Annotated in this window: 16 protein-coding genes; 11 read left to right on the top strand and 5 right to left on the bottom strand. The window is 40.0% G+C overall.

The genetic code is table 11. The features are described from left to right. Positions 1–371: 371 nt before the first annotated feature. Entirely contained in the window at positions 372–1976 is a 1605-nt protein-coding gene (locus tag HUS61_RS13430; RefSeq protein ID WP_175082697.1) for a diguanylate cyclase, read from the top strand. A gap of 116 nt (positions 1977–2092) precedes the next feature. After that, entirely contained in the window at positions 2093–3679 is a 1587-nt protein-coding gene (locus tag HUS61_RS13435; protein WP_175082698.1) for an RICIN domain-containing protein, read from the top strand. A 57-nt stretch (positions 3680–3736) separates the two neighbouring features. On the opposite strand, the gene HUS61_RS13440 is transcribed toward HUS61_RS13435, so the two are convergent. Then, a complete protein-coding gene (locus HUS61_RS13440; RefSeq protein WP_175082699.1) occupies positions 3737–4885 on the bottom strand; it encodes a hypothetical protein in 1149 nt (382 codons plus the stop codon). A gap of 264 nt (positions 4886–5149) precedes the next feature. Here HUS61_RS13440 and HUS61_RS13445 point away from each other — a divergent pair, with 264 nt between their 5' ends. From HUS61_RS13445 to HUS61_RS13455, 3 genes are read left to right on the top strand one after another with little or no spacing between them, the layout of a single operon-like run. Continuing rightward, entirely contained in the window at positions 5150–6004 is an 855-nt protein-coding gene (locus HUS61_RS13445; protein ID WP_181447764.1) for an alpha/beta hydrolase, read from the top strand. Next, complete coding sequence (locus tag HUS61_RS13450) at positions 6001–6558, top strand: DUF2975 domain-containing protein (RefSeq protein ID WP_062565018.1); 558 nt, start codon at positions 6001–6003, stop codon at positions 6556–6558. The genes HUS61_RS13445 and HUS61_RS13450 overlap by 4 nt, the downstream gene beginning before the upstream one ends. After that, entirely contained in the window at positions 6558–6764 is a 207-nt protein-coding gene (locus tag HUS61_RS13455) for a helix-turn-helix transcriptional regulator (protein ID WP_054560721.1), read from the top strand. Before HUS61_RS13450 ends, HUS61_RS13455 begins: the two co-directional genes overlap by 1 nt. Here the strand turns inward: HUS61_RS13455 and HUS61_RS13460 are convergent. Beyond that, a complete protein-coding gene (locus tag HUS61_RS13460; protein WP_175082701.1) occupies positions 6761–7531 on the bottom strand; it encodes a helix-turn-helix domain-containing protein in 771 nt (256 codons plus the stop codon). The genes HUS61_RS13455 and HUS61_RS13460 overlap by 4 nt on opposite strands. 156 nt (positions 7532–7687) lie before the next feature. Between HUS61_RS13460 and HUS61_RS13465 the strand changes: the two genes are divergently transcribed. From HUS61_RS13465 to corA, 6 genes are all read left to right on the top strand, one after another. Next, positions 7688–7936: a hypothetical protein gene (locus tag HUS61_RS13465; protein ID WP_054560719.1), complete on the top strand. Its 249-nt coding sequence runs from the start codon at positions 7688–7690 to the stop codon at positions 7934–7936. 384 nt (positions 7937–8320) lie between these two features. After that, entirely contained in the window at positions 8321–8704 is a 384-nt protein-coding gene (locus tag HUS61_RS13470) for a hypothetical protein (protein WP_055021296.1), read from the top strand. Between the two features lie 167 nt (positions 8705–8871). Further along, the gene (locus tag HUS61_RS13475; RefSeq protein WP_054560716.1) at positions 8872–9084 is read left to right on the top strand and encodes a helix-turn-helix transcriptional regulator; all 213 of its coding nucleotides are present in this window, start codon (positions 8872–8874) and stop codon (positions 9082–9084) included. 31 nt (positions 9085–9115) lie between these two features. Further along, positions 9116–9730, top strand: a complete 615-nt coding sequence (locus tag HUS61_RS13480) for a hypothetical protein (protein ID WP_062565021.1) — start codon at positions 9116–9118, stop codon at positions 9728–9730. A 28-nt stretch (positions 9731–9758) separates the two neighbouring features. Further along, the gene (locus tag HUS61_RS13485; RefSeq protein WP_175082702.1) at positions 9759–10988 is read left to right on the top strand and encodes a serine hydrolase; all 1230 of its coding nucleotides are present in this window, start codon (positions 9759–9761) and stop codon (positions 10986–10988) included. Positions 10989–11109: 121 nt separating this feature from the next. After that, on the top strand, positions 11110–12066 hold the full coding sequence (gene corA / locus HUS61_RS13490) for a magnesium/cobalt transporter CorA (RefSeq protein WP_054560713.1): 957 nt from the start codon (positions 11110–11112) through the stop codon (positions 12064–12066). A gap of 60 nt (positions 12067–12126) precedes the next feature. Here the strand turns inward: corA and dps are convergent, their stop codons facing one another. From dps to HUS61_RS13505, 3 genes are all read right to left on the bottom strand, one after another. After that, the gene (gene dps, locus HUS61_RS13495; protein ID WP_175082703.1) at positions 12127–12645 is read right to left on the bottom strand and encodes a DNA starvation/stationary phase protection protein Dps; all 519 of its coding nucleotides are present in this window, start codon (positions 12643–12645) and stop codon (positions 12127–12129) included. A gap of 225 nt (positions 12646–12870) precedes the next feature. Further along, positions 12871–13290 (bottom strand): HPP family protein, encoded by a 420-nt coding sequence (locus HUS61_RS13500; RefSeq protein ID WP_175078603.1) that lies wholly within the window; start codon positions 13288–13290, stop codon positions 12871–12873. 79 nt (positions 13291–13369) lie between these two features. Further along, on the bottom strand, positions 13370–14380 hold the full coding sequence (locus HUS61_RS13505; protein WP_175082704.1) for a substrate-binding domain-containing protein: 1011 nt from the start codon (positions 14378–14380) through the stop codon (positions 13370–13372). Positions 14381–14542: the final 162 nt, after the last annotated feature.

Consider the following 14542-nt stretch of genomic DNA (forward strand, 5'->3'; position numbering starts at 1 on the left):
CTGTACGGAGCAACAACAAACACATGGCCGTTAAAACGAAGAAACTCTGCCGATTGTGTGTGTCGTTTTTCAATTATCAAACTATCCATCCATTTTTGGCATTTGGCAGCCCATCAAAATAAAATTAAAAGAGTTTTTTCGACCATTTCTAAAAGCACGGTAAAGACGATACCTTTCATACAGTAGCTCAACAAAATTCAATACTAAAAGTTTAGATGTAATGAGAAATTTTACAATTTTTCACCGTTGAACTTTAGTATGGATAGAGTTCCACATTTGCTGAAAAATTAAAGCCTAGCAAGCAAACTGACCAAACAAGGTTATACTTTTTAGTACTAATGTACTTTTGATTCTGTTGGGTTTGGTATTTTATGGTGATTGGTGCGAGGCTCAAAAAACGCTTATTACTTGCTTTTACTGCTGCGTGTTTTACTATTTTGTTGGCGCAAACAATCATCAGGCATTTTTGGATATTGCCAACATTTGAAGCGATGACAAGACAAAATGACCGGATTGATATTCAGCGAGTGGAGTCACAGCTTCAGCAAGAGCTTGATGCGTTGTCAAAAATGGTCTTCGATAGCTCAGCTTGGGATACCATGTATGAAGCTGCACAGCAACGTGATACTCAGTGGTTTAATAGTGATTATGTTATCGCTGACGCACTACAGCGGTTAGACGTAAATGGTTGGTATTTATATGATACGCAGGCAAATATAATTGGCGGTGGCAGCTTTAATAGTGATTATCAGCCTTACTCACCAACGGTTTTAGAAACCCCCAATTTGTTGATAAAAAACAACCTAATAATCTTATCTGACGATATAACTACTAGCCAATCTGAGTCAATTCATAAAGTCCGGTTTATTACTATAGATAAAACGCCAGCCGTGACGGTTGCTTACAATGTAACTAGGTCTGATGGCACAGGCGAATTTGTTGGTACTTTACTGCTTTGGAGCTTTATTGATGAAGGCTTTATCGAAAATCTAACACCTGGGTTAGCAAATGATATTAGCTTTTATGGCACTGATGAAGCACCAAAATATAAGGAACATCTAATTAGGGTGTTTGGTGAAAAAAGGAGTGCAGTTGAGACGACTCAACACAATCGACGGCTTTACTTAGGAGTCAATGATCAAGCAGGTGACTTACTTTTTGTGCTATCTATCGCATCTCGTGAACGGACTTACGACCGAAGCTTGTTTGATAGCTCTTTAATTACCGGTTTATTGATCTCTGGCTCTGTGTTTATTTTGTTTTATTTATATATAAATCAACAGGTTTTAAGGCCACTCAGAAAGCTTTATACATTGGTAAATTCAGCAATACGTAATAACGATTTTAGCGCTCGGGATGAGTATTTTGGCAATAACGAATTGCACCAGCTCGGGCGAGGTATGAATGAGTTATTTACTTTGATAGAAAATCAACGCGCAGAAATATTAGAGCGCCACCAGAAGTTAAAGCATATCAGTAACACCGATTCAATGACGACGCTTGCCAATCGTCGGGCATTAGATAAACATTTTGCAAAGCTTGCCAGCGATGCAGAGTTAGCATCGCAGCCTATCTCAATGATTGTCGCCGATATTGATCATTTTAAACTCTACAATGACTATTATGGACATGATCAAGGTGACAAAGCGCTTTGTGAAGTTGCCAATATTCTTAAATATAATACCAATCCAGACAGTCACTTTGTTGCCCGCTATGGCGGCGAAGAATTTGTAATTGTGCTCAGCAATACAGATAAGCAGGAGGCACTCAAAGTGGCTGAAACGCTACGAAACGCCGTTGCATCAGCTCACATAACTCACCAAGGCCGTGCAGACTTAAGCTATGTTACCTTATCGATAGGTGTTGCTAGTAAGGCTGCTAATGAGGCGTTTGATTCAGATAGCTTGTTTAAAATAGCAGATGACGCGCTTTATAAAGCGAAAAAGCAAGGTCGAAACTGCTGCGTTGTTGGATAGTTTTTAACATTTGTTTACATAAAATAAACATAAATAAGTGCTTTTGGGTACGGATAAATTAAACTATCTCTTTAATAATGTAATTTTATATTACAAATGTAATAAAGGAGATAGTCTTGAAGATTTTAAACCAAACTAAACTGTTAGCATTATGCCTACTAGCAGTTGCGTGTTTTGCTCAAAGTGCTGTTCATGCACAACAGTGTAGTGCTATGCCTGAATCTGGCACTGTATATTCCATTATTAATAGAGGCTCTGGCCTTGCACTTGATGTAAATACCAGTGATTCTAGCTCAGCCCCGAATATTATTAGCTACGAATACTGGGGTGGAAATAACCAAAAGTTTCAGCTTATTCAAGAAGCAGATGGCTATTGGATTATACGCTCTAAATTTAACAATAAAGTTCTTGATGTGTTGAACTCATCGCAATCAAATGGTGCAAATATAATTGCTTATGATGATTGGCAAGGGGCTAATCAACGTTGGTTGTTAAAAGCATCTTCATCGGGCGGCTTCAATATCGTCAATAAGTTAACTGGTAAATCTTTGACAGTTGCAGGCTCAAATAATACTGCAAATGTTTATCAAAATGATGATGCTGGGATCAGTTCACAAAGATGGTTTATTAATCCAGTAAATGGCGACTGTGGGACTACCGGAACCACTCCTAGTGACTTAATAGGCTTTGCATCTCAAGCAGGTCAAGATGGATTGAGCACAACGACCGGTGGTGGTAATAACACTGCCATCACAGTATATAGCTGTGATGATTTAAGTACTGCATTGAGTTCTGGCTCTGCTGCGGTTATTCAGGTCCCAGATAACACAGTGATTGATTGTCGAACCGCCAATAGAACGGTACCGGCTTGTCCACTTGATTGTGGTCAATGGGGAGATTACGGTAAGACGTGGTACAGAATTCCCGTTGGTAATCAAAGCTGTAGTGAGTTGGGAAGTAGCTCAAACTCAACCGTGAATGTTACCCGTAATGATAGGCGTATCATTGTGCAATCAAATAAAACGCTGCAAGGGTTAGGTAAAAACTCGAAAATAATTGGTGCCAGCCTCGTTATTAGCAAGCAGCGAAATATTATTATTAAGAACATTATGCTTGAGGGTATTAACCCAGCCCTTGTAGAAGCAGGTGATGCTATTTCAATAGATGATAGTAGTCATGTATGGGTTGATCACATGGCATTTAATAAAATCAGTGATGGATATATTGATGTAGACAATAGTCAAAACGTTACTTTAAGTTGGAATCGTTTTTATGGATATAACCCTCAAGTTTGCGCTAACCAGCATTGGTATACTCATTTATTCAGAAACTCTCAAATAACAGCGCATCACAATTTTTGGGATACAGCTGCAGGGCGAAACCCTAAAGTAGATGGCTATAACTCTCGTGTGCATATGTTTAATAATTACTGGAAGAACATTACTTATTTTTCAATTAGTGCGGGGAATGGCGCTGAGGTTTTAGTGGAAAATAATTACTTTGAAAATTCAGCGAAACCTCACTGGAATCAAGGCTCTGGTTATTTTAGTGCCTCAGGAAATGTTTACACTGGAAGTTCTGCAACTGATCAATATCGTGATAGCGGGGCAACAGTATTCGGTGATATTCAACTTTACCCATATCGATTAGATGATCCAAGTTCTTTGGGCAGTAAAGTGAATGGCGGAACAGGTCCACAATAAGTATCAATTGTGAATTGGAAAAAGCTCAGCTATTGCTTTATAGCTGAGCTTAACGCTTTAAATTGCAACCAAGCTCTGCTCAAGCATTGCTTTAATTTGCTTAACAATTTTTGCTTCTGTTTCTGGCTCAAATTGTTGAATACGTGGGGTGTGAATATGCCCTGTAGGGATGTCTGAATTAAGCTCATCACGTAGGCGAATACTACGATACGAAATTTCATTTGATAAGTAGCCGCCGCCACCGCCTTTTACTGCAATCGCACCTTCTAATTCTTTAAGTGATTGTGGCTCAAATGCTTTTTCAAGCGTAGCGACTTTGTGATTGTCGTTGATTGGGAATGGCCCTTTTGCTTGTTGCATTTGCTTAACTGGTAAGCTGAACGTTACAAACTCATTGCCCGGAAGAGGGCGGTCGTTTAGGCTCGAAATTTTCGGTGCGGTGGCTGTGCCGCCATACACAATATTGGCGTTATCGGGCGCCGTTACACTGCGGCGTTTACCCGGAAAGCGTTCAAGGTCAAAGTCTTTGCTGCCCATACTGATAGTGGCAATCATATCGACATTGTTAAGTGCATAATATGGCGCAAGTAATGATTCGATAATACCTTGGTCAAAGTCTTCGTAGCGTACTGGCACCATCACCGTATTGATCTCGGCGCTAATACCATTGTAATTAATTACTTGGCCATCAAGTAATAATGCTGCAACACCGGATGGGTTACTTTGATTAATATTTCTATCTAATAAGAAGGGATCAAAACCTGTAATTAAAATGCGTTTGTCGGTTTTTTTACTGTAATCAAGGTCGGTGCGTCCACGGCTGCCATTTTCGAGCATTGTTAATAACGCGGTTTGTTCGCTGTCGGTCATTGCAAACTGGGGTTTGCTGGTACGAATAATTTTGCTTGAAAGTAAACGCGCCCAATATAGCTCTCGGTCGTCGAAGCTGTTGGTTTTAATTATACGCGCTTTGGCATCGCGCCATAATTGTTTAGCGTAATCATCAATAAGGTCACTTGCTTGCTGATAACTAGCAGCCGCTTGCCACTGTTTTTCAAATTGGTTCACTTCATCAGAAAAAGCACTCAACACCTTTGGCATGGCTTTGCTGGCTTTTTCAATACGCAGTTCTTCAACGGTTAAATTGGCTGCAAATGCAGTAAATGACGAGGCGATTAAGCCGGTGGCAAGTAAAACTTTTTTCATGATTATCCTATTTAGTTACAGCACGTTTAGTAGGCTTGCGTTAACTATCCTATGGATAAATGCCGAGCGCAAATAAAATCGCTCAACACAGAATTTGAAAAATAATGAATTAAAGGAGATAGCGCTTTTGATCAAAGTTATTTCTCAAATGAAGGGCTTTTAATGTTCGATATTAAATAATTAATTATCGTTTTTCGGTAATTTTAGTTTGTTTTTTAACTTATCTAGTGCCATAGTAGTTTTTTTACTAGAAGGATCGTGAAAATGAAATTTGGTTCTATTGCAGTGGTTTCGCTGATTGTGCTGTTATTAACTGGTTGTACGACAATTAAAGTTGAGGAATCTCACTTTTTATATCCGGATAAAAAAATAACGATGCGGGAAATACAAAGTGTTGATGTCACCGCCAAAACGCAGGAGATAACTTTAAACACCGATGAGGGTACTAGACTTAAGGGTACCCTTATTAAAGTTGCAGATGCTCGTGCTACGGTAATTTACTTCGGTGGTAACCAGTTTCGCGTTAGTGCAGCAGGTGGGGAACCTGCCAAGCTACTTTTACCTTTTCAAGTTAATATTTTAATGATGGATCATCGTGGTTATGGGCTTAGTTCTGGAGTACCTAGCGTAGCTAATCTGCAAGCTGATGCATTACAGGTATTTGATTATGTAAAAGGCAGATCAGACCTAAATACTTTGCCTGTGGTGATCCATGGTCATTCTTTAGGAAGTATGATTGCCGGTTATCTTGCCAGTCAGCGTAACGTTGATGCTCTGGTACTCGAAGGGAGTGTGACAAATGTTGAACAGATGACAGCAGCACGAATTCCGTGGTTTGCTAAACCGTTTGTTAGTGTTGAGTTTAGTGAAGAGATTAAACAAGTCGATAATTTAAAAGCGTTACAAGTTTATCAAGCACCGCTATTAATAATTACCGGTGAAAAAGACACTCAAACTCCACCTGAGTTAGCTAAGTCACTATATCAACATGCAAAATCTCAGCAAAAGCAGATTTACATTGCAAAAGGGAAGCACCATTCTAATGCGTTAACAGGTAAGCAGTTAGCGACTCATTATGAGCAACTTCTAAAACAAATAACACTGAGTAAATCGTCATGAAAAAAATTGTTTGGATGAGTTCGTTTATCCTAAGCCTGCTATTTTTTACGCTTATTAGCTTGTTAGTAACAAGCATTATTGTGCTTTTCAGTGACAGTAATGTTTTAAGTTTTACACAAAGTAATGGTGCGCATATGTGGATTGGTCTTGAAGTCAGCGGCTCTTGGCAAGGAGTTGCACAAACATTAAATGAGCATGGTTTTGATAGTGTTTTATGGCTTGGTCTTGTGCAATTGCTACCGTTTATTCTGATCAACATAATTTTGATTCGGTTATTTTTGCTTTACCGACGTGGATCCTTCTTCGCTATTGAAAATATACAATGTTTTAAATGGTTAGGTGGCGTATTATTGGCGCAATTTGCACTAGTTGTGTGCTACCCGTCACTACTTATAACTCTTCTTAACTTGGCAACAGGATCAGATATCGGAAGGGTCGTGGCTATACAAGATACTGATATTATAGGCTTAGTGATGGGATTAATTATTTATGTTATTGGTTGGATCATGGGTCAAGCGCAGCAGCTACAAAAAGAGCAAGAGTTAGTGATTTAATGGCGATTATTATTGATTTAGATGTAGTGTTAGCTAAGCGAAAAATGAAGTCTGCAGAATTAGCTGAAGCGATAGGTATTACGCCACAAAACTTATCAGTTCTTAGAGCTGGACGAGCTAAGGCTGTGCGCTTTACGACCTTAGATGCAATTTGTAAGCACTTAGGTTGTCAGCCTGGTGATATTCTGCGTTTTGAGGATGACTAACGAAAAATAAGCTTTGTTTGTTTAGTTTGAGAGTCTTTTAATAACTTGCGGTATTTTGCTGGGGTGATGTGCATTATTGCTTTGAATTCTTTGATTAAATGAGGCTGATCGGTAAAGCCACATTCAAGTGCAATATCTGCAAAGCTTATTTCAGGGTTGTCTTTAATTGCTTGTTTAGCAAGTTTTACTCGGTAGATACGCTCAAAATACTTAGGGGTGACGCCGCATTGATCCTTAACTTGCCTTTCGAGCTGGCGTTGACTGAGTGGGGCAAGTTGGTAGGCAGTTTCGAGTGGCGTTAACTCTATAAGGTTACGGATTAGGTGTTTTGAGTGCCTGTTGCTGTGGTTAATGTTTTTATTATCAGTAAAGTGGCGGCTAATAAGCGTAACAAACGCGGCTAAGCTGGCATTATTTTGCAGACCTAGTGCAATTTCACATAGGGACTGCTCTGCAAGGAGTGGGTGAGCGTTTCGCTTTAGTTCAGACAATACGGTTGGGTTAAAACGAATACCACAAAACTGTGCATCGTGTGAAAATGTGACTTTAGATGCCTGAGTCGATGTTTCTTGCACTGCATAAGGGGCAGCAAGCGGCTTGTCATCAAGTAAAACTTCACCAACAACAGGAAACACAAGCCCTGTGGCACCATCGCAGGCAAGCCATTGCTCTCCTTGAGAGTGCGCTGTGGCATACCAAATAGCTTGTATGCTATCGGCAAGATTGCCCTTTGGGATCATTAATTCGAGCGTTAAATGGTTACTCATTAAACTTCACTGCCTCTATCGATAGCGAAAGTATCATCAATTGAATAGCGTTGTGTCAATTTTTAGTCCAAAAGTAAGCTAGATTAGGGGCTGTTATTCGCACCCTGTTTTTAATCCTGCTATGCTACGCCCATTAGCAATCACTGAGTATTTGAGATGATTAACGATAACGATGTAATTGAAACATTAGACGAGTTAGAAACATTTTTACGCCTAGTTGAAACTGGCGGTTTAGGGCTAGAGAATGTAACCGGTGTTGCTCTTGCAACCAATAATAGTGATGGCCGCCCATTTATTGCGGTACTTGATGATAAACATCAACTTTTACTTGGCCGTTACGTGACTAGTGAAGTGTATGAAAACGGTAAAGATATGGTACGTTACGGCACTAAAAAGCCGCATTAATAATCACTGTTTACCAATAAAAATGGGGCGAAGACGCCCCATTTTTATTGGTAGTCGGCAAGCTCTCTGTGAATGCTCATTACCAGTTCATTAGGAATGCATAATTGATTAGCGAGCGTGTCTAAGTAGTGTTTAGAAATAGCTTGGTTTAAATCAATCCTGATTTATTTAAATTACCCACTAACTTTTGTAAGTCTTTCATTGTTCTCTCCTTGCAGTTATGTGCCCAGACTAGGTGATTTAAAGTGAAAAGGAAACGAGATAAATGTTACAAAACACATCAGGTAACAATTATCTGCTTTAGGTACTTATCTTTAGCTTGCTTAAAATACACCCAGTACTATAAGTTAGGGTTTCTGTTTAATTAATAATAAGGAAAAACTCATGGCAGACAATTACACACCACCTGAAGCAAGCCTTCAGATGGCATCTGAAAATAACTCAGGGCAGGGGAAGGTAGACGATTTACCCGAGGGCATTAAAGGCTTTAGTTGGGGCGCTTTCTTGCTAAGTTGGATTTGGGCAATTGGCAACAGCACTTGGATTGGCTTATTGGCCTTAGTGCCTTATGTTGGTTTTATTGTGTCGATTTATCTGGGTTTTAAAGGCCGAGAAATGGCATGGCAAAATAAACGTTGGGATAGCGTTGAGCATTTTCAACGAGTACAAAAACAATGGTCATTTTGGGGCGTGTTGATCATTGGTGGCATATTTTTATTGGGTATTGTAGCGGCGATAGCTATCCCTGCTTACCAAGCCAATGTCTAACTTATAAATAGAGCGAAAAGCCAGTATTTACTGGCTTTTTTTATGCCTGAAATGGTCAAAATATGGGTTTAATTACTTACTGAGTTATTATGTTTTTCATTCTTTATTTTATGATAATCGTAAAATAAAGTTTGACAATCATAAATCCACTGTGTACTTTTTAGACTATGAAAATACGAATCAACCTAGATATAGAATTGGCAAAGAACAAAATGCAGCTGAAAGAGCTATCTCAGCGCATTGATATTTCTATGACCAATTTATCATTACTAAAAAACGGAAAAGTGAAAGCGATCCGCTTTAGTACCCTTGAAGCTATTTGTGAAGAGCTTAATTGCCAACCCGGCGATATTTTGGTGTACGAACGCGATAGCGAATAACTTTACAACGCAACAGGATTTTGGAGGGCATATGCTCAACCGTGACTATTTACTACCCGGCATAGCAGCAGGATTACTCGCTGTGATTTTTCCCATGTACTGGATTTCAGTATTTGGCGAAACACTCGATGGCTTAGGAGAGGCGCTTAAGCTTGATTTACAAAGCTTAAACTTTTCAGACCTTGTGTTCGTGCTCATCGGTGCACTTGAAATTTACGTGTACCTGAGTTTACGCAAAGCACTAAAAGATATGTTCGATGTTGAAGGTGTACGCATACTGTTATGTGTGCTTGCGGTGCTGGTATTAGCTTTTCATGCCACTGTGTTATGTGATGTTTATCTTGCCGTAGCTGGTGATAAAGCATCGAATGATGTAGTAGAAAGTATTTCAATTATTGCCATGGTGGTCTCGGCTGGAAGTTTAGGCTTGTATGCCTTAGTGGGTTTGATCACAGCCGCGTTATTACTAACAAAGCGCCATGGAATGTCATCGTTGCTAACGGTGTTTTCTATCCTATTGTTGCTAATGTGCATCTTACAGCTAACGGTGATTTTTGCTTACTTGAATGTGTTTTTATTCCCAGCAGCATTATTAATTTTAATGGTGTTCTTTATCAAAAAGCCTGAGCAAATCGAAGTGATTTAACAACGCTTTGTAACACAAGGAATAGGGTATGAGCTGGTTTAAAACGATTCTGTTAACGCTATTTTTGTCATTTGTTTGGGCTGCTACCTGTGTGTATGGTGGTGTCAGTGGTTGGTTTTTAAAACCCATTGCCGAAACGGGCAATACTGAGCAATTTATTGCTAATAGTCAGGCGCAGATTGCCAACAATCACGCAAACATTGCTTATGTTTTGATTGAAAATGGCCAAGTGGTTTTTCAAGATTACTCAAAAAGCAAAGATGAAATAACCGCAAATACTTTGTTCCCCGTGGCATCGCTCAGTAAATTTATTACCGCCTATGGTGTGATGACTCTGGCTGAGCAACAACAAGTTCGTTTAGATCAGGCGATTAATGAGCAACTGACGGGTTGGCAGTTACCTGAATCAGAGTTTGATAATCAATCAGTTAGCCTTGCTCATCTGTTATCTCATACTGCTGGGCTTGGCGATGGTTTGGGCTTTGCTGATATTGAGCTAAATGAAACCGTACCAAGCTTGCTTGCGTCGCTAAACAAGCCGCTATCATCAACGGGTGTGCGTGAAATTAAAGTCACCAAGCCTGTGGGCGATTTTCAGTATTCTGGGGGCGGCTATTTGATACTGGAGCTGCTGGTCGAAGAAAAAACGAATCAACGCTTTGCAACTTGGATGGCTGATAACGTCTTTAAGCCAGTCAATATGACTGATGCTAGTTACGATGTACTCACTGAGTTAGACAACATCGCACCTGCTTATGATAAAAGCGGTCAAGCTGCGGGGCATTTTCAATACGCATCGGCAGCGGCAACAGGCTTACTGGCAAGTAGCCATGACTTAATCGCTTTAGTGCAAGCATTAACATCACCTCAAACAGGGCAGTTAAGCCCGCAAATGATCAGTACCATGCGAGCGCCTTTGGCAATTAGCTTAGGCGCACCAATTTGGGGGCTAGGTACCATGCTTTATGCACCAACAGCATCGGGAGATTTTGTGTTTGGCCATGATGGCGCGAATGAGCCAGCAATAAATAGCACACTTCGCATCAACCCAGATAACAATGATGCAATCATCGTACTTAGTAGCGGCGGTGAACATATTGCATCAAAGCTCGGTTATGAATGGACGCTTTGGCAAACCGGTTACCCCGACTTTTTAGCGTTTGATGTTGCCTTGCAAAGTGCTTTTGTACCTTGCTTAATAGGCCTTGGCATCATCTTGATAGGTATGCTTTTGGTGCGTTTCAAAAAAGCGAAATAAGCAATTGATGTTAGGTTTAAATTATTTTTCTGCTTTACCCAGTAATTAGTAGCATTGTCATTGTTCATTAACGTGAACAGCTATAGTATTTGCTTTACATTGATTATTCAGGGTAGGGCGCATGTTACGATTTTTTTCTATAGACCAAGGTGTGATCACAGAAACTGAGCCAGCTGCAGATACGCCTCTTGCAACCGCCATAAAAAATGCCCACTGGATTGATACCATAAATCCAACCGAAGAAGAACGACAAGCGCTGGCAAGCACGCTTAATATCACACTACCTGGTGCTGATGATGTTGAAGAAATCGAAGCCTCTTCCCGTTGTTTTATTGACCATGAAGGCTTGCATGTGCATGCGCTTTTCATGTCACCAAATGAAGGGCGCTTTAATACGGTAACCGTGGCTTGTTTGCTACAAGACAACTGCTTGCTGACAATCCGCGATGATGAACTAGCCGATTTTCGTCTATTACGACTGCGTGCTCGTAAAGGGCAAGTAGCGTGTGATAATCCAAAGCAACTTTTGGTGACTTTATTTGACCAAAAAGTCGAAAACCACGCTGATATGCTTGAAGACATGCATCACCAATTAGAAAAACTCAGTGCCTACGTACTTGAAGAAGATGATTCTGATTTAGAAGAAGCTGTTAGCCGAATTTCTCGCCTTGAAGATAATAACGGTAAGGTGCGTTTATGTTTGATGGATACTCGCCGGAATATCTCGTTTTTACTGCGCCACCTAGGAGCGCCTACAGAAGATCGAGAATCACTACGTGAAATTGTGCTTGATATTGATACCCTCATGTCTCACTGTACATTTTTGTTTGATAAGGTTAATTTCTTAATGGACTCGACTCAGGGTTTTATTAACATCGAACAAAACCAAATTATCAAAACTTTCTCAATTGCCTCTGTGGTGTTTTTACCGCCGACCGTCGTCGCCAGTATTTATGGAATGAATTTTAATAGCATGCCTGAACTGCAATGGGCATGGGGTTACCCGTTTGCAATTGGCATTATGTTGCTGTCTGGCTTTGCACCATACTTGTTCTTTAAACATAAAGGTTGGTTGTAACAAAGCATAAAAAAGCCCAGCAATTGCTGGGCAAGGGGTCTTCGGATAGACCTAGGGGGTTTAACCTTTCAATTCGCCGGTAGAAGATTCGATATGTGCACGAACAAACCATTGAAATTGTTCTAAATCAGCCAGTTGGCCGGTGATCATATCTTCAGAAACTGGGTCTAGCTCACCAAGCTTATCGATAGCTGAACGGTGGTCTTTATTGACTCCGTTATATACTTTATCAAGGGCTGTTAGATGGTCAGTAACTAAGCCTTTACCAATTGAATAATCTTGCCAAGTACGGCGTTCTACAATTGATTGTGGTGTGCCAACAGGTACGCCGCCCATAGTTGCAATACGCTCTGCAATCGTGTCAGTCATCTCTTGCACTGCGCTTACTTGCGGGTCTAACATTTCGTGTACACCAATAAAATTAGGACCAACAACATTCCAATGAATGTGTTTTAAAGTGAGGTGTAAATCGATTAAAGCGACCATGCGCTGGTCTAGAATAGCAATCGTGTCAGCTGCAGCTTGGTCTTTAACACCGGGTGCTGTAAATTCTGCGATTTTTGATGATGAATTACTCATTACTCCTCCGAGATTATCTATAAAATTCCTTTCGCTTTTAGTTTAAAAGCGCGCTTGATTAGGTAGAAGCAAGCGCTGTGCCTAAAATAAACATAACGTTAAATTATTGAATTTTAAGGTTTAATTTGATTCTGTTTTGAGGTGGAGTGGTTGTGGTGAGGTATGAGTATGAAAACTCTGCACACCTTCTGTAAAAAATTCAGTGTGCAGATACAAATTTACGACTTAAGAAAGCAATGCAGCTGCTAAACGAACAAAATCAGATGAAGTTAGAATTCCCACTAGGTTGTTTTCTTTATCAACCACAGGCATGCAGCCATGACGGTTTTCAACAAAAAACTTAGCAACTTCGTGAAGCGGTTGCTCTGGCGAGATACTAGTAAAATCGGTAGCCATAATATCAACTACTTTAGTTTGCTTTTCTTTGCGTTCAAGGGCGCTGGCGCTGTAATTAGCCATGATATTCATTACCTGAGCAATCATGATTTTTTGCGTTAACATGCCAACTAAGCCACCGTGCTCATTGATCACTGGAATATGGCGAACATTCTTCTCTTTCATTAGATTATGCGCGTCATGCAGGGTATTTTGCGCACTTATGGCGAATGGGTCTGGCGTCATCAAATCACTAACTAGGTGTGTCATGGCTAAATCCTTACAATTAATCAAGTTGTGGTAAGTCTAGCGCTTATCGAGTTAATTGCACTTTAGTGAGATCAAAGTTTTAGTGATTAACGGTGCAAGTACCTGCATTACTTTGCTGACAATAGTGAAAGTCTAAATAATAGTGAGACTTAGCTGGGCGTTCACCTTTAGTGAGGTATTGATACATCAACTCGGTAGAAAGTCGGCCCATTTCAAAAGGGTTTTGACCAATATTGGCCGATGATAATCCTTGCTGTAATACTTCTAATTGCATTTGCTCAGTATCAGCAGAAACGATCACCACCTCTTGATTGGCAATGCGTTGTTTATGTTTAGCAATCACGTTTGCATAGTTAGAGTTAAATTGAGCAAAACCCGCTACCGCTAAAAATAGTGGTGGATTTTCAAGGTTAAGCAGTTTGTCGAGTTGACCGAGGGAGACTTCTCGCTTGCCTAAGCTATATAAAGGGCATCTATCGAACTCACTCCAGCCATTTTCACCGCTTAAACGTTTATCTTTTTGCCCAGATAACGCATAGCGAACACCTTCAATACGCTTGTTTAAATTAGGTGTTGTTGAGTGCCCTGATTGAATACAAACCTGGTTATTTTCTTTGTTGGTGAATTTTTTTAATTCGTTACCTAAGGCCACACCATAATCAAAATTATTGGTACCTACGTAGGTTAAACGGTACTGCTGATCTTTCTCGAGCAGATCAGAGTCAAACGTGATCACAGGAATGTTGTTATCTTTAAGCTTTTTTAATGCTCTTTCAACAAGGTAATTGGAATCTGTGGTTGCGATTAATAAACCACTAATGTTGTTTCTGCGAACTAGGTCGGTGATCACTAATACTTGCGTGCGAATATCTTGAAAGTCTTTGGGGCCGTCGTAAATACATTCAAAATCGAGATGCTGTTTTGCAAATTGCTCACACCCTTTAAAGGCTTGCTGATAAAAGCTATCGTTTTTGGTTTTACCTACAACAGCCACCACATATTTAGCCTGAATTGGCAGGGCAAAAAGCCAAAAACTGGCACACAAAAGTACCCAGTTTAATTTAAAATTTAATAATACTTTTAAAGACATAGCACTACATATTGCAAGTTAAGTATAAGCACGAGCTAATTATAGTGGCAGAGTTCGAATTTACCAGTCAGCATTTGCATCAATCAACTGGCTTTAACATATAATGAAAAAGCCTTTTTAGGGAAGCGGCTATTTTTGCTACCTTTTATGACTCAAATGGAG

The organism is Pseudoalteromonas sp. 0802 (assembly GCF_013350085.1).
GTDB lineage: Bacteria > Pseudomonadota > Gammaproteobacteria > Enterobacterales > Alteromonadaceae > Pseudoalteromonas.